Consider the following 14,683-nt stretch of genomic DNA (forward strand, 5'->3'; position numbering starts at 1 on the left):
GGCTGCCTTCCTTCCTACGGTGTTGCGGTGATGGCTCGCGCGGTCGCCTCGCCGGTGACGGTGACGGTCTTCTCGGGAACGAACAGCCCGAGCATCGTGCGGTGATAGGTGATCGGGACGGTCACCCGGATCAGGGTCTCCCCGCCGACCACGGGGAAGCTCACGGTGTGGCCGGAGACGCCAGCGGCAGCCAGGTACCTGTCGACCGCCACGCGGGCCTCGGACTCCTTGATCCGCTTCGGTCCGCCCTCGATGGCGACGGCCCGGTCGATGGCCTGACCGCCGGTCCGGGCCGCCTCGGCAGCCAGGTTCTCGGCAGTCTGCAGGGTGCGTAGCTGCCCGGCGCCGTCGTAGGTGAGGCCGATGATGGCCAGTACGCCGATCATCGTCACCGCGAGGAAGATGCTCACCCGGCCGTGCTCACCGTGCGAGTCTGCCCGGGCCCGCTGCCCTGACCCGCCCAGAGTCCTGTCGGCGTTCATCAGGCGCCACCCGCACTCGCGTCCGGCGCGGAATCCACGCCCACCGCCCCGGGCCCGAGAGCCCTGCCGCGGTAACGGTCCAGCGGCGAGGTGAATTTCGACTTGATCTGCTTCCCGGATGTCATGCCGGGCAGGATGTCGAGCGAGATGTCCTTGAAGGACACCTCGCAGATGATCTCGACCGTCACGGTGGCGTTCTGACCGACCGCGCTTCTGAAGGCGACGTCGAAGGTGGTGGTCTCGCCGCCCACCGTGCCGCTGAACGTGGGTGCCAGCTCGTTGGTGCAGGCCAGGCCGTGCCAGTCCAGCTGCTGCCGGGCGGCTTCGAGCGCGGCGGTCTCGGCGGTGCTCGAGCTTCGCGAGATCGAGGCGGCGCGCGCGGCGTCGTGCGCGGCGGCATCGATGGCCTCCGCAGCCAGCGCGGTGCGCCCGACCACGCCGGCCAGCACCATCAGCGCGATGAAGGCGGGCGCGAGCACCGCCACCTCGATGGAGACCGAGCCACGCTCGGCGTTGCGGTTCATGGTGTGGTCACCCTCTCCACCGTCCCGTGGGCGGTCTGCTGCACGGCGAAGTCCACGCCCGGCACCACCGACAGGGATCGGCCACGCACCGTGCAGGTCACCTCGGTGTCGTCGTTGAGGACGACGCAGTTCGGGCCGGTCTTGTCCCAACCCACCAGCCAGCCGCCGGCGGCCTTCAGGAAGCGGGTGGCGCTGTCCACCCCGGCGCCGTCCCTGGCCTGGTACGTCCGCTGGGCGTTGACGCCGCTCTGCGCGGCGTTCAACGCTGTGGAGCGGGCGAGGAAGACGGCCGCGATCTGGATCGAGGCGAAGAGCAGCACCAGGATCAGCGGCATCATCACGGCCAGCTCCACCGGGTTGGCACCTCGCTCCCGGTCGCCGGCCGCGAGGTGGCGCCGGACGGCGGTGACCGCCCGGTGCCACCTCGGGAACGCGGCTCGGCGCATGCCGGTTACTGCGGGTTCTTGTTGTTCGGGATGGCGTTCATCCAGTTGTTGGCCTTGGCCAGGGCCAGGCCGGTGACGACCGTCGCAATGAAGACCAGACCGAAGATGATCACGGCGGTGGGGACCGGGCTGTCGCCGCGCTCGCCGTCGCGGCGCAGCTCGGCCAGGCGCGTCGTCAGCGCGACGTGCAGATAGCTGAGGATGGACATGGCGTTCTCCTTCAGGGGATGGGGTCAGACACGGGCGATGAACGGATAGACGACGAAGCCGAGCAGCACGAAGACGAGCAGTGCGCCCGGAATGTCGAGTTTGCTGGTCACTCCCTCGGCGCGAGCGAGGTTGTCGGTGCGGATCTGGTCGCGCAGCGAGTCGGCCCGGCTGCGCAGGGTCTCGTGCACCTGTGCGCCCTCGCTGCCAGAGGAGCGCATGATCGCGCCGACGTCCCCCAGCTCCGGAATGCCGATCTTGTCGGCAAGGTCGCGCAGCTCGTCCCAGGGCGCGTGCATCTGCATCTGGGCGATCCGCAGCGACTCCTGGAGGCGATCGAAGACCCAGCCGTCGCACACCGCCGCCGCGCGCTCCAGCGACTGCACCGGGCCGTGTGCGGCGGAGAGCTGCAACGCCACCAGATCGAGGTACGTGCAGACCGCCTGGCGGAACTCGTCCCGGGCGGCGTCGGCCTTGGTCACCACGGCACGGTGCGCCAGCAGCGCGCCCAGCAGTGTCAGGCCGAGACTGCCGAGCACCGGTATGACGATTGGGAACGAGACGCCGAGCACCAGCAGTGCCACCCCGAGCAGGGTCGGCGTGGCCAGCCCGATCAGCGCGGAGAGCAGCACCGACAGGGCGTACTGCTCGGGGGTCTGCCCGATCAGGGCGAGCTGCCGATGCGGCGGACGCAGCCAACGGGACAACCCGGTCAGCGAGTCCAGCCGGCGGGAGGCGGGAGTGGCGACCAGACCGCTGCCCGGCGGCTGGTGCAGTCGACGCAGCGCCGGCCCCAGCGCCGGGGTCGCCGGCACCAGCTCCCGGACCACCAGGAACACGCCCAGCCCGACCCCGGCGCCACCGCAAACCGCGATGGCCAACTGCCAGTTCACGATCACGGGACCCGCCCTTCGTTCGCGACTGCGGGGCTCCGCTGCGCTGCACTCCTCGCGCTCACGCAATCACCTCGCTCGGGTCGGGCGCCGGGAGGAACCGGGCCGGCCGCTGCGGCTGACTCATCGACCGCACCCAGGCCAGCAGGGCGATGAAGGCGGCACCGAGGACCGCCATCACCACCTGGCCGACCGGAGTGCCGTACGGCTTGATGTACTCGGTGTTGATCAGCCCGTACGCGAGGGTCGCCAGGGTCATTCCGGTGAGGAAGCGGACCGCGAACCGGGGCTGGGTGCGCTTGGCCTCGATCTCCCGGCGGGTGGCGACCTCGGCGGACGCCGCGCCGGCGATCGAACCGAGCACGTCACCCAGCCGTTCACCCCGGTCGGACAGGTGCAGGATCAGCGCCGCGACCACCTGGTCGCAGACCGGGTCGGCGATCTCGTCGGCGAACGCCAGCAGCGCCGTGCGGGCCACCCAGCCGGCCTGCAGACGGGCGGCGAGCAGTCGCACCTCGTCCTCGACGCCGGGTGGCACGCTGCCGATCGTGCCGATGATCGACTGCTGGAGACCCTGCCCGGTGTTGGACACGTCCTTGAGGCGTCGGGTCCACTCGCCGACCGCCTCGATCCGGGCGATCGCCCGCTGTTCGGCCTTACCCACCCCGAACAGCCACGGGGTGCCGGGCACCGCCACCGCCACCAGCAGACCCACCACCGGCAGCCCGGTCAGCAGGAACGCCAACGCGCCCGCGACCAGCGCGGCGATCAGCAGCGCCTGGTAGGACCGCTGCTCGGAGGGCGTGCTGCCGGGCCCACGCCACAGCCGATCGAGACCCGAACCGCCACCGGGGCGGGACCCGGGAGGCCGTCGGGTGCCGACCAGCGCCACCACGGCCAGCAGCAGTCCGGCCACGCAGGCGGCCCCGGAGACCACCGCGATCAACTCCAGGCTCAGCATCAGGTCACCGCCGGGCCAGTCGGGTCTGCCGGGGTCGCCGCCAGGCGCCGGCGCCGGCCTCGATCCACCGGGTCAGCAGCCGTACGTCGTAACCCACCCGCAGCAACTGGTCGCGCACCCGCTCCGGCAGGTGCCGGGGGACCGCACGACCGTCCGGCCCGGGCCCGAAGACCGTGGTGGTGGTGATCCGGCCGCCCTCGCCGGCGCCGATCACCTCCTCCACGTGGGAGACGAACCGGTGTTTACGCCCGCCGATCGCGGTCTCGTCCTCGACAGTGACGTAGACGATCAGGTCGAGGGCGTTGCCGGCCATCCGGCGGGCCTGGTCGACTGTCATCTCGCGGCCGTGCGCCAACGCCAGCTCGACGATCCGTTCACCCACGCCCGCCGCGGTGCGGGCGTGGATGGTGCACATCGAGCCCCGGCTGGTGGTCATCGCCTGGAGCATCGGCACGATCTCCCGGGACCGCACCTCACCCACGATGATCCGCAGTACGCCCATCCGCAGCGACAACGGGATCAGGTCGGCGATGGTCACCTCACCGGCCGGGCGGCCGTCGAAGCCGCGCTCCCCATGGCCCTCCCGGGCCTCGAAGCTCATCACCGCCCGGTGCCGTTCCCGACGGCGGGCCGGCAACAGCTCCCGGCTCTCCTCCAGCAGCACGTACGGCTCGTCCTGCGGGATCTCGTTCATCAACGCCCGGATGATCGTGGTCTTCCCGGCGCCGGCCAACCCGGCGACCATGATGTTCAGCCCGGCGCGCATGGCCGCGCGGAGGAAGTCGCGCAGGAGCGGGTCGATCATCTCGTCCAGGTCGCCCCGGGCGCCGGCCACGTCGTCAAGGCTCACGTCCAGGGTGTTGTGCTTGCGGATCACCGCGTACGGGCGGTGGCTGACCAGGAACACGGCGGCCAGCCGGCTGCCGTCGGGCAGTTGCAGGTCGAGGGTGGGCTTCACTGTGGACAGGGACCGCTCGGTCGCGCCCGCCCGGCGGGCCGCCGCCTGGAGGATCTCCACCAGCTCGGCGTCGCTGTCGGCGATCGGCTCGGCCCAGTCCACCCCGCCGCCGTGCCGGGTGATGCGCACCTGGTCGCAGCCGAGGATGTGCACCTCCTCGATGGTCTCGTCGACCAGCAGGGTCTGTAGCCGGCCGAGCCCGACCAACTCGGCGGTCACCTGGTCGAGCAGCAGGCGTTCCTCACCGGCGGCCATCGGCGTGCCGGCCCTGCGCACGGAGTCGGCGTACGCGGCGACCACCCCGACGGCGAGCCGCGCCCGTTCGGTGTCCTCCTCGTCGACGGTGAACTCCCGGCCGCGCTGCCACAGGGTGAGCCGTTCGGTGAGTTCCCGGCGCAGCTCCCGGACCACCTGGAAGTCCATTCGGGGCCGGGGTGCCGCCTCCGGCTGCGCCGTGGCCGTGGGCGGTGCCTGCGGCATCGGCCCGGCCTGCTGGTGTCGCCCGTTCGACGGGGTCAGTGGCGGCACGGTGGAGGTGACGCCCGGCGGCTGCTGACGCGGGTCGGTGGAGACCGGCTCAAACCGCATCCGGCACCCCCTGCTGCACGGGCCACGCGAGCCGGGCCCGTCGCCGTTCCAGCAACGCGCCGATCGGCACCTCCAGCGCGGCCGCCGCGCGCATCAGCGGCCGTCCGGCGCGGACGGTGCCGCCCAGGGCGAGCACCCCGGCGGTACGCGGGTCGTGCGGCAGCCGTGCGATCACCGGCAGTTTCAGGGCGCGGCTGATCTCGGTGCGCCCGTGCCCGTCGCCGACCAGCAGCAGCCGCAGGGTGCCTGGTGGCACCCGGTGCTCGGCGAAGTCCCGTTCGAGAGCGGTGACCACCGCCCGGGTGCCGGAGAGGTCCGGCAGCTGCGCCCCGGTCACCAGCAGCACCACCGACGCGGCCCGCAGCACCGGCCACGGTGGCCCGGTGACGTGCAGCCGGCCGCAGTCGACCAGGACGTCGTAGCCGGGGGTGCCACGGTCCAGCGCGTCGAAGTAGTCGGCGAAGCGCTGCCAGAGCGGGGTGACGCTGCCACCCTGGGCCGGGTCGACGAGCCCGGGCAGCAGCAGCCGTTCCCGCCGGGGCGCGTCCAGGTCGACGAGCTGGGACCAGAACGCGGTTTCCAGGTTGCCGTCGCGTAGCTCCCCGACGGCCAGCTCCCCGATGCCGCGCGGGCCGTCCAGCTGACCGCCGAGGTAGCCGGCGAGGATGGAGCCGCCGGCCGGATCGCATTCGGCGAGCACCAGTCGCCGGTGCCAGGCCAGCGCGCAGGCCAGCGCCGAGGTCGTGACGCCGGGCGAACCCTTCGCGGACACCAGCGCGATGATCGCCATGCTCAGGCCGCTTCGGTCAGCACGACGGCGAGCCGTTCCTGTGCGGCGAGCGCCACCACGGCCGGGACATCGCGGGTGAGCAGCGCCAGGTACAGGACCTTGTCGTCGTTCGCCGGGCTGACCATGTCGATCACGGTGGCCGTGAACCGGGTGCTCGCTGCGGCCGCGTCCCCGGTGGCGTTGCTGTCCGGCGTGCTGACCAGCAGGACCTTGTCACCGGGGTGCAGTTCGCGGGCCGGCACCTGGGCGGTCTTCAGACCGAGCGCGATCTGCTGTTGGCCGGGGCCGAGCAGCGGGTCGTCGGTGACCTGCCCCAGCGTGAGCAGGGTGCCCGGGACCAGCGCCACCGCGGCCCGTTTGCCGATCACCTCGTCGAGCCGGCCGGCCGGCACCGGGCGCAACCCCTGACCGCCGGCGACCTGCACGCTGACCAGGTCAGCGGCGCTGATCTCGCGGCCCACCTCCACCGGCCGGGCCACCGCGAGGTAGCTACCGGTGGCCCGGACCGAGGTGACCGCGAACGCCGCGCCCAACCCACCAAGGGCGATCAGGAGTACGGCGAGACCGAGCAACCCCGGGCGGACCCGGCGCTGCCGGACCACAGTCGGTGGGGTGACCGGCGCGTCGACCGACCCGGTTCCGTTGCGCGTCGCGAGGCTCACTGCGTCATCTCCGTTCGCGGGGCTCGCACACTGGGCTCACTCACCGGGTCACCACCTGAAGCTCGTTGATCTGGATCTGCACGACGCCGCTGCGGCGGGTCACCAGGATTTCTCCGGTCTGGCCACCGCCGCGCCAAGTCACCTTCCAGTGCGTGGTGGCGCTGATCCGGTACGTGCCGGCCTTCTGGTAGCCGTTGTCGTAGCCGCAGGTCGGGGAGGTGCCGCCCGCACGCTCGCCATCGCGCTTGTACTCGGTGCCCGCGCTGTAGCAGGTGACCGTCTCCTTGTTGCCCATGTCCCACACGGTCCGGTCGACCTTCGCGGTGATCTCGACGGTCACGTCCCGGTCGGTCGCCTTGGCGGTCAACGGGCCGAAGTAGTTCTCGCCCGGGTCCGCCCACATCCAGACCGGCAGACCGACCAGGCCGGGGCCGATGCCCTTGCGAGGTGCGACCTTCAGCGGTGCCGGCAGCAGCTTGATCGACGCAAGGGCGCGACGGGCGAGTTCCTCCGGGTTGGGCGGCGCGCCGTAACCGGGTGGCGGCTCGGCCCGCAGAACCATGTTCCGATTGCCCACGTCGGCGCCGCCGTTGCAGGTCTGCACGTACCACTGCTGGCCCTCGGGTGCCTCGTTCTGCGGCGAGGCCAGCTTGTAGTAGCAGCCGTCGCCGCTGTTGAACCAGCCTTTGAACTCGTCGTAGCAGGGGATGGTCCGCCCGTCCCACCGGCAGACGCCGCCGCCACCGCCCCCGCCGCCGTCGTCCTCACCGTCGTCACCGCCGCCGCCCGGGTCACCCGGGTTGCCGGGTTCGTCGTCCCACACGCTGCAGTCGGGCTGGTCGGGTGGGCAGCCGGCTCCCGGGTCGGCGCGGCCAGCGGCGGCGGCCGGTGGGGTCGCGCCGGCCACCAGCAGGAGCGCGAGGCCGATCCCGGCGAGCGCGCGCCAGGTGGCGCCAGTCCGACGCGTACGGGCCGGAGCGCCTCGTTCCTGCCACGTCAGCACGGCTGATCCCGGTGCGTCGCGCCGTAGTTGATCAGCCAGCGGCCGTCGGGATACCGGGTCGCGGTGGCGGTGGAGAGGTGCTTGCCGCCCCCGCTGCCCGGGACCACGCGCTTGTCCTTCGCGTAGACCAGTCGGTAGCCGGTCGTGTCCAGGCAGTCCTGGATCTCCACGGTCGCCGGCTTCGCGTCGAGGCTGACCGCTGTCACGGTCGGGTCGGACTTCACCGTCCCGGTACGCATAGCGCCGTGCTCCTTAGCGTCGCGAATGGACAATTGGACCCGACTGAGAAGTGGGTCGGCGAGATACCGGGCGAGTTCCGGCGCGCGTGGGTCACTGCGCCCACTCGCCGTTCGCGAGGCCGCGAGATAACCGGAGTACGCGTCGAGGGCCGCCTTTTCGGCAGCTCTCCGTTCTGCGTCGGGATCGGCCCGTTGTCCGTCTTCACGGGCTGCCGCCGGTCGTCCGACCGACTCCTGTCCGCTGGCGCAGGCGGTGACCGGCACCGCCGCTACGACCGCCAGCAGGCAGATTGCCGCTCGTCTGAGCTGCCGTCCGCGCACCGTCGAGCCTCCTCGTGGTCGCCCCGCGCGGTGTCGGTCCACCGCCGCCGGGCATGCGGAAGCGCGCCCGGATCAGCACATCCGGAGCCGTTCATTGCGCTTCTGCATTCACCGTTACGGATCTTCTACAAATGCAAGGTCCTGTGTCTTCCGGTTGTCGAGGTGAGGCTTGCGTCACACCCAAGGGGCGAGCATAGGCTGACGTTCGCCGATGCAACAGAGGTAATTCAAGTGAACACTCTCAGTGATGACAGGTGGTGGTGGCGGGTGTCCGCACTGCGCCCGAGGCAGTGGCCGAGCAAGGGTTCGTCGAAGATCGGGCGTCGTCGGGACGGACGGCGTCCGGTACGTCCCGTCGCCGGTCCCGGGAGTAGGACATCGCGCCCTCATCCCGGCATCCCAGCGGAGTTGCCGACCCGTCCGGGGGTCACCTCGTCCGACGGGATGCCCACTCGGAGGCCGGTCGAGAGCGCCGTCCGACCGTCGCTCGGCAAGGTCGCTTTCTGCGCCATTCGCTACACCACAGCGATCGTTCCGTCACGATGCGTGTTCACCCTCGCGGGGGACCACCCGGGCGTCACGGACGCGGCATGGCGCTGACCGGCCCCCCGGCAGCCGTTCCGGGGCGGGAAAACCCACCCGATCGGAGCCCGGCCTCCCCACCGACCGGCGACACGACGAACCCCGCTGACCGGGAAGCGACCCCTCCGGATCGTCGACCAGACGCGGAGCGCGTTCCTGCTGTGGCCCGCACCCGACTCGCGACAGTGCTCGCGATCCTCGCCATCGGTCCACTAATGCGGATGGCCGCGCTGCGCTACGCCGTACCCCCGGGCATGCCCAGCCGCACCGGCTGCGACGCGTGCGGCGCGCCGCTCGGCCTGACCCGGCCCTGGCCGGCGCTCGGCCCGGCGGCCCGGTGCGATCGCTGCCGGGCCCGGGTCGGGCCGCCACCGGGCACTGTCGAGTTGGCCCTGCTCGCCGCTGTGGTGCTGCTGGCCCTGGTCGGTCCCTCGGGCGGCGCGCTCCCGGCGCTGGCCTGGTGGCTCGGCTGGACGATCCCGGCGGTCTTCGTCGACCTGGCCGTGCACCGGCTGCCGGACCGGCTCACCCTGCCGGCGGCTGCCGGGACCTGGCTCCTGCTCGGCGTCGCCGCGCTCGACGCCGAGCCGGGGCACTGGCTGAGAGCCGTCATCGGCGGCGCGGGACTGGCGCTGTTCTTCGCCAGCACCACCTTGCTGCTCGGCCGTCGCGGCTTCGGGCTGGGCGACGCCAAGCTGGCGCTCAGTGTGGGAGCACTGCTCGGATGGTACGGCTGGCCGGTGCTGCTCCTCGGGTTGCTGCTCGCCTTCGGGCTGTCCGCCCTGGTGAGTCTGGCTCTGCTGGCCACGCGGCGTGCCCGCTGGAGCACGCACCTGCCGTTCGGCCCGTTCCTGCTCCTCGGCACGGTAGGTGCCCTCGCACTGGCACTCTGACCGGGTCAGGGGCGGGAGCGGCTCGCCAGTTTGGGGACCGGGCTGTCGGCGCGGTCGGCCCGGCGGCGCAGCACCTCGGCGGTGGGTCGGGCCAGCAGCGGGGTTGCCACCACGGCGACCAGGGCGCCGAACAGCACGCCCGCGACCACGTCGTGCGGGTAGTGCACTCCCACGAAGACCCGGGAGAAGGCGCCGAGCGCGGCCAGCGGCAGCGCGATCAGACCGAGCCGGCGGGAGAGCAGCAGCGTGGTGACCGCCAGCGCGCCGGCGACGGTGGCGTGGTTGCTGGGAAACGACCAGTCACCCGGGGGTGGGCAGGCGCCCGCGATGATTGCCCGCCCGATCGTCCGGCAGGGGCGGTCCTCGTCCACCACGGTCTTGAACCACTCGCTGCCCACGTATGCCAGGAGGGCCGGCACCGGCGCGATCAGCGCGAGTGCCCGGTCGTGCGGGCCGCCGCCGCGGCGGCTCAGCGCGGCCATCAGCAGCAGCACGCCGAGCAGCAGGATCACCCCCTCGGTGGCGTGTCCGACGAACCACTGCACCGGTTCTGGGCTGCGGGCGGCGGCGTCGACGACGTCGTCGTACCACTCAGCGCTGATCTCCGGAACGTCCATGCTGCCGTTGTGGACCATGCATCACCTCACTCCACGTTCATACCTTGTTCACCTGGGGGACACCCTAGGAACCGGCAGAGGGCATGGCAGCCGTCGAAGGTCAGGTCGGCTTCACGACCTTCGTCCAGGATTCGTTCAGCCGGCTCTGCTTGGCTGGTCAAGGACGTCGGCATCCACAGGAGGCTTCGTGCACACCAGTTCGGCCACCGACCAACCGCCGCCCGCTACCGGGGCGGTGGACGACCAGACCTGGCAGATTCGGCGTACGGAGGCCGATCTGGACCGGCTCGGCGAGACCGAATCGATCTTCGCGTTGGGTAATGGGTGGGTCGGTTGGCGTGGTGTGCTCGACGAGGGCGCGCCCTGCGGGATGCCGGGCAGTTACGTCAACGGCCTGCACGAGCGGCGGGAGCTGATCTACCCCGAGGAGGGGTACGCGTTTCCGCAGGCCAGCGACACAGTCATCAGTGCGCCGAACGCCGCGCTGATCCGGCTCTGGGTCGGCGACGAGCCGCTGGACATACGGACCGGGACGCTGCGCCGCCACGAACGGGTGCTCGACCTGCGCAACGGTGTGCTGCGCCGGGAAACCGAGTGGATCTCCCCGGCGGGGCGGGCGGTCCGCATCCGCAGCACCCGACTGGTGTCCCTGCCGCGCCGCCCGGCGGCCGCCGTCCGGTACGAGGTCGAACCACTGGGCGCCCCCGTCGAGCTGCGGGTCTGCTCGGACCTGCTGGCCAACGAGACGGTGCCGGAGCGTTCCGACGACCCTCGGGCCGCCTCGGTGCCCACCGACCCGCTGACCGCCGAGTCGTACAGCGCGACCGGCCTCGACGGGATGCTGGTGCACCGCACCGAGCGCAGCGGCCAGCGCGTCGCTGTCGCCGTCAGTCACCTGCTGGACGGTCCGGACACCGTCACCACCACCGGTGACTGCACCCCGGACCGGGTCCGGCTGACCGTGACGGGTCGCCTGCACCCGGGGGAGCGCCTGCGGCTGACGAAGTTCGCCGCGTACGAGTGGGCATCGGTCGACGGGACACCGGCCGACGAGTTGGCGGCCCTGGTCGTCGCCGAGGCGGACGCGGCCCGGGCGGACGGCTTCGACGCCCTGCTCACCGACCAGCGTGCCGCTCTGGACGCGGCCTGGCAGGTCGCCGACGTGCAGCTCGACGGCGACCAGGATCTCCAGCAGGCGGTCCGCTTCGGGATGTTCCACCTGATCCAGGCCGGCCGCCCGGACTCGGGCCGGACCATCTCGGCGAAGGGGTTGACCGGCAACGGCTACGACGGGCACGTCCTCTGGGACACCGAGAGCTACGTCCTGCCGGTGCTCACCTACCTGGCCCCGGCGGTGGCCCGCTCGGCGCTGACCTGGCGGCACGCCCACCTGCCGGAGGCTCGGGAACGGGCCCGCGAGCTGCGGCTGACCGGCGCAACCTTCCCGTGGCGCACCATCGGCGGCCGGGAATCATCCGGCTACTGGCCGGCGGGCACCGCGGCGCTGCACGTCAACGCCGACATCGCCGACGCGGTGCTGCGCTACCTGGCGGCCACCGACGACCAGCGGTTCCTCGCCGAGGCGGGGCTGGAGTTGCTGGTGGAGACCGCCCGGCTCTGGCACGGCTTCGGGCACTGGTCGGACGAGGGTGACTTCCACCTGCATGGCGTGACCGGCCCGGACGAGTACGCCGCGCTGGTCAACGACAACGTCTTCACCAACCTGATGGCCAAGCGCAACCTGCTGGGAGCGGCGGACGCCGCCGAGCGTCACCCCGACGTGGCCGGTCGGCTCGGCGTGGACCACGACGAGGTGACCGGCTGGCGGGCCGCCGCCGACGCCATGTTCATCCCGTACGACCACGAGCGCGGGGTGCACCAGCAGGCCGCCGGCTTCACTCAGCAGCCCGAGTGGGACTTCGCGAACACGAGCGAGGACGACTACCCGCTGCTGCTGCACTTCCCGTACCTGGAGTTGTACCGCAAGCAGGTGGTCAAGCAGGCCGATCTGGTGCTGGCCATGCAGCTCTGCCCCGGTGAGTTCACCGCCGCCGAGAAGGCCCGCAACCTGGCCTACTACGAGGCCCGCACGGTCCGCGACTCGTCGCTGTCGGCCGCCCCGCAGGCGGTGCTGGCCGCCGAGGTCGGGCACCTGGATCTGGCGTACGACCTGTTCGCCGAGTCGGTCCTGCAGGACCTGGCGGATCTGGGGGACAAGACCGCCGACGGGCTGCACCTGGCCTCGCTGGCCGGTGCGTGGCTGGCACTCGTGCAGGGTTTCGGCGGGCTGCGCGACGACCGGGCGGTGCTCTCCTTCGACCCCCGGCTGCCGCGTCGGATCGACCGGTTGGCCTTCAGCCTGCGTTGGCGCGGCCACCGGCTGCGGGTCACGCTGACCCCCACCGAGGCCCGCTACGAACTGCCCGACGCCGCCGCCGACACCGAGGTCGAGCTGTGGCACCACGGTGAGTCGGTGCGGGTCACCGGGGCGGAGCCGGTCACCCGGCCGATGCCCCCGGTGCCCGACCCGGGGCCGGAGCCGCCCTCCCCGCCCGGCCGCCGTCCCACCCGTCGCTCGGCCGGCTGAGCCGCCTCGACCGACTCCCGCATCAGCTCGGGACCGGCGGCCCGGGTCAGGTCGGCGGGAGGCCGCCGGCCATCCGTTCGCGGACGGCCTCCAACTCCTCGAAGGCGTACGCCCAGTTGTGGCACTTGAAGCTGCGCAGGCCGTCGATCGCGGTGTGGCAGTCGGCGCAGCGCACGCCGGCGATGGCGTCCGGGATCTCGGTGTTGACGTACTTGCGCTCGCCGAGGATGACGGTGGCGATCATGGCCTTGTCGTGCAGGCCGGAGAGCGCCGACGACACGATGTCGTACCAGGTGACCCGTCGGCCGCACTTCGGGCAGTCCGGTTCGTCGCCGCTGACCCAGAGCGGGGCGCCGATGCTGCGCGCCGGCATGCCGAGCAGCTTCTCCAGCCGCCGGACGTCCGACTCCGGGGTGGTCCAGCGGTGTCGGCCGGGCAGTGATGCGGGTGAGTCGTACACGGCGCGGAACAGGTCGTGATCGACCTGCACGGTCTCCCGCTGAGCGGTCATCGGCGTCCCTCCTCGTTGAGTCGGTGCCCCCACCGTGGTCAGCGACGACCATGGGCGCTGCCGGATCAACGACACGAGGGGTCAGCGGGTCGTCGCCAGGGGTGCTGAACATCGAGATCCGCCGGCGAGCAGGAGACCGTGGATTCCCACGGTCGGCGTCCGCCGCTGACCCGTTTCCACCTCCGGTGGCCACCTCGGGTGGTACGACGGACGCGGGGCGTGCGTGCCACCGGGGAGGAGCGCCGATGGCGAGCAGGCCCGAACGGCTGCTGCGGGGCAGTGACTCCCCGCTGAGCGCCTCGTTCCTGGAGCTCTTCTTCGACCTGGCGTTCGTGCTCGCCCTCAGTCAACTGGCGGGGCACCTGCTGCACGACCTCACCCTGGCCGGCGCGCTGCGTACCGCAGTGTTGTTGGCCGGGGTGTGGTGGATCTGGGTGACCACCACGTGGTTCGCCGACTGGTACGACCCGGAGAGCCCGTTGGTCCGGTGGCTGCTGGTCGTCGCCGCGCTGGGCAGCCTGCTGGCCGGGGTGGCGATCCCGCAGGCGTTGGACGGGCGCGGCCTGCTCTTCGCCGGCGCGTACGTCGCGGTCCACATCGCCCGGGGCACGGTGACCGCGTTCGCACTGCGCGGTCACCCCCGCCAGAAGAGGGCGGTGCGGATCCTCTGCTGGTTCGGTGTCTCTGCCGTACCGTGGCTGGTCGGTGGGTTCCTGCCGGAGTGGCGGGTGCCGCTCTGGGTGCTCGCCCTCGCCCTCGACTTCACCGGCCCACGAATCGGCTGGCCCACCCCATGGCTAGGACGGACGAGCGGGCAGGAGTTGCGCCTCGCCGGCGAGCACTTCGCCGAGCGGTACCAGCAGATCATGATCATTGCGCTGGGCGAACTCGTCCTGGTCGCCGGGCTCTCGTACGCCGGCACCCACCTCGAGCTCCCGCAGACCGCCGCCTTCCTGCTGGTCTTCGCCACCGCCGTGCTGACCGGTCTGCTCTACGTGACGCCCGCCGGCCAGCGGCTGGCGCCGGCCATCGATGACGCCGACCCGTCCCGGCTCGGCGTCATCACCGGATACCTGCACCTCGTGATGATCGCCGGGCTGGTGGTCACCGCCGTCGGGGCGGAGTTGAGCATCGCCCACCCCACCAGGGCAGCCGACATGACCGCGGCGGTCGTCATCCTGGGCGGTCCGATGCTGTTCCTCGTCGGGCGGATCCTCTTCTCGCTGTCGATCCACCGACGGCTCTCCTGGCCGCGGGTGGTGGCCCTGCTCGTGCTGGCTGTGGGCGCGGCCGTCCTGCGACTGCCGCTGCTGGCGGTCACCGCGGTCGCCACCGCGGTGGTGCTCACCGTGGTCGTCCTGGACCACGCCGGCATCCTCTCCTACCACCGCATCCGGAATCCTGACTAAAGTCAGGCTT

15 protein-coding genes and 1 pseudogene are annotated in these 14,683 nt (G+C 71.9%); 3 read left to right on the plus strand and 13 right to left on the minus strand.

Annotated features, from left to right (window positions below):
• Positions 1-14 precede the first annotated feature (14 nt).
• The 11 genes and pseudogenes from CLT68_RS07635 to CLT68_RS07685 all read right to left on the minus strand — a co-directional run bounded on the left by CLT68_RS07635 (position 15) and on the right by CLT68_RS07685 (position 8,074).
• Entirely contained in the window at positions 15-386 is a 372-nt protein-coding gene (locus CLT68_RS07635; RefSeq protein ID WP_328376535.1) for a hypothetical protein, read from the minus strand.
• A 95-nt stretch (positions 387-481) separates the two neighbouring features.
• Positions 482-1,006, minus strand: coding sequence for a TadE/TadG family type IV pilus assembly protein (locus CLT68_RS07640; RefSeq protein ID WP_099849742.1), 525 nt, complete (start codon positions 1,004-1,006; stop codon positions 482-484).
• Positions 1,003-1,452 (minus strand): TadE/TadG family type IV pilus assembly protein, encoded by a 450-nt coding sequence (locus CLT68_RS07645; protein ID WP_088950979.1) that lies wholly within the window; start codon positions 1,450-1,452, stop codon positions 1,003-1,005. The genes CLT68_RS07640 and CLT68_RS07645 overlap by 4 nt, the downstream gene beginning before the upstream one ends.
• Before the next feature lie 5 nt (positions 1,453-1,457).
• A complete protein-coding gene (locus CLT68_RS07650) occupies positions 1,458-1,661 on the minus strand; it encodes a hypothetical protein (protein WP_088950980.1) in 204 nt (67 codons plus the stop codon).
• A 24-nt stretch (positions 1,662-1,685) separates the two neighbouring features.
• Positions 1,686-2,555 carry a type II secretion system F family protein gene (locus tag CLT68_RS07655; RefSeq protein ID WP_099856887.1) on the minus strand — a complete coding sequence of 290 codons (870 nt, stop codon included), beginning with the start codon at positions 2,553-2,555 and terminating at the stop codon, positions 1,686-1,688.
• Between the two features lie 58 nt (positions 2,556-2,613).
• Positions 2,614-3,557 (minus strand): annotated as a pseudogene (locus CLT68_RS07660) (type II secretion system F family protein).
• Complete coding sequence (locus CLT68_RS07665) at positions 3,518-5,059, minus strand: ATPase, T2SS/T4P/T4SS family (RefSeq protein ID WP_099849746.1); 1,542 nt, start codon at positions 5,057-5,059, stop codon at positions 3,518-3,520. The pseudogene CLT68_RS07660 and the gene CLT68_RS07665 overlap by 40 nt, the downstream one beginning before the upstream one ends.
• Positions 5,049-5,849, minus strand: coding sequence for a hypothetical protein (locus CLT68_RS07670; protein ID WP_099849748.1), 801 nt, complete (start codon positions 5,847-5,849; stop codon positions 5,049-5,051). Before CLT68_RS07670 ends, CLT68_RS07665 begins: the two co-directional genes overlap by 11 nt.
• A 2-nt stretch (positions 5,850-5,851) precedes the next feature.
• Positions 5,852-6,511, minus strand: a complete 660-nt coding sequence (locus tag CLT68_RS07675; RefSeq protein ID WP_088950984.1) for an SAF domain-containing protein — start codon at positions 6,509-6,511, stop codon at positions 5,852-5,854.
• A gap of 40 nt (positions 6,512-6,551) precedes the next feature.
• Positions 6,552-7,514 carry a hypothetical protein gene (locus CLT68_RS07680; protein ID WP_486482099.1) on the minus strand — a complete coding sequence of 321 codons (963 nt, stop codon included), beginning with the start codon at positions 7,512-7,514 and terminating at the stop codon, positions 6,552-6,554.
• On the minus strand, positions 7,508-8,074 hold the full coding sequence (locus tag CLT68_RS07685) for a hypothetical protein (RefSeq protein ID WP_088950986.1): 567 nt from the start codon (positions 8,072-8,074) through the stop codon (positions 7,508-7,510). The genes CLT68_RS07680 and CLT68_RS07685 overlap by 7 nt, the downstream gene beginning before the upstream one ends.
• A gap of 797 nt (positions 8,075-8,871) precedes the next feature.
• Here CLT68_RS07685 and CLT68_RS07690 point away from each other — a divergent pair.
• Positions 8,872-9,549, plus strand: coding sequence for an A24 family peptidase (locus tag CLT68_RS07690; RefSeq protein ID WP_099856890.1), 678 nt, complete (start codon positions 8,872-8,874; stop codon positions 9,547-9,549).
• Between the two features lie 5 nt (positions 9,550-9,554).
• Here CLT68_RS07690 and CLT68_RS07695 read toward each other — a convergent pair whose 3' ends face one another.
• Entirely contained in the window at positions 9,555-10,166 is a 612-nt protein-coding gene (locus CLT68_RS07695; protein ID WP_486482100.1) for a phosphatase PAP2 family protein, read from the minus strand.
• A 187-nt stretch (positions 10,167-10,353) separates the two neighbouring features.
• Here CLT68_RS07695 and CLT68_RS07700 point away from each other — a divergent pair, with 187 nt between their 5' ends.
• A complete protein-coding gene (locus tag CLT68_RS07700) occupies positions 10,354-12,753 on the plus strand; it encodes a glycosyl hydrolase family 65 domain-containing protein (RefSeq protein WP_099849752.1) in 2,400 nt (799 codons plus the stop codon).
• 46 nt (positions 12,754-12,799) lie between these two features.
• Here CLT68_RS07700 and CLT68_RS07705 read toward each other — a convergent pair whose 3' ends face one another.
• Positions 12,800-13,264, minus strand: a complete 465-nt coding sequence (locus CLT68_RS07705; RefSeq protein ID WP_099856892.1) for a hypothetical protein — start codon at positions 13,262-13,264, stop codon at positions 12,800-12,802.
• A gap of 245 nt (positions 13,265-13,509) precedes the next feature.
• On the opposite strand from CLT68_RS07705, the gene CLT68_RS07710 reads away from it, so the two are divergent.
• Entirely contained in the window at positions 13,510-14,673 is a 1,164-nt protein-coding gene (locus CLT68_RS07710) for a low temperature requirement protein A (RefSeq protein ID WP_158240869.1), read from the plus strand.
• The last annotated feature ends 10 nt before the right edge of the window (positions 14,674-14,683 follow it).

This window comes from Micromonospora sp. CNZ299 (assembly GCF_002754415.1).

Coding starts and splice junctions, on each gene's coding strand:
- CLT68_RS07635 (WP_328376535.1), bottom strand. CDS start 386: ATGATCGGCGTACTGGCCATCATCGGCCTCACCTACGACGGCGCCGGG.
- CLT68_RS07705 (WP_099856892.1), bottom strand. CDS start 13,264: ATGACCGCTCAGCGGGAGACCGTGCAGGTCGATCACGACCTGTTCCGC.
- CLT68_RS07665 (WP_099849746.1), bottom strand. CDS start 5,059: ATGCGGTTTGAGCCGGTCTCCACCGACCCGCGTCAGCAGCCGCCGGGC.
- CLT68_RS07710 (WP_158240869.1), top strand. CDS start 13,510: ATGGCGAGCAGGCCCGAACGGCTGCTGCGGGGCAGTGACTCCCCGCTG.
- CLT68_RS07695 (WP_486482100.1), bottom strand. CDS start 10,166: ATGGACGTTCCGGAGATCAGCGCTGAGTGGTACGACGACGTCGTCGAC.
- CLT68_RS07650 (WP_088950980.1), bottom strand. CDS start 1,661: ATGTCCATCCTCAGCTATCTGCACGTCGCGCTGACGACGCGCCTGGCC.
- CLT68_RS07645 (WP_088950979.1), bottom strand. CDS start 1,452: ATGCGCCGAGCCGCGTTCCCGAGGTGGCACCGGGCGGTCACCGCCGTC.
- CLT68_RS07640 (WP_099849742.1), bottom strand. CDS start 1,006: ATGAACCGCAACGCCGAGCGTGGCTCGGTCTCCATCGAGGTGGCGGTG.
- CLT68_RS07690 (WP_099856890.1), top strand. CDS start 8,872: ATGCGGATGGCCGCGCTGCGCTACGCCGTACCCCCGGGCATGCCCAGC.
- CLT68_RS07670 (WP_099849748.1), bottom strand. CDS start 5,849: ATGGCGATCATCGCGCTGGTGTCCGCGAAGGGTTCGCCCGGCGTCACG.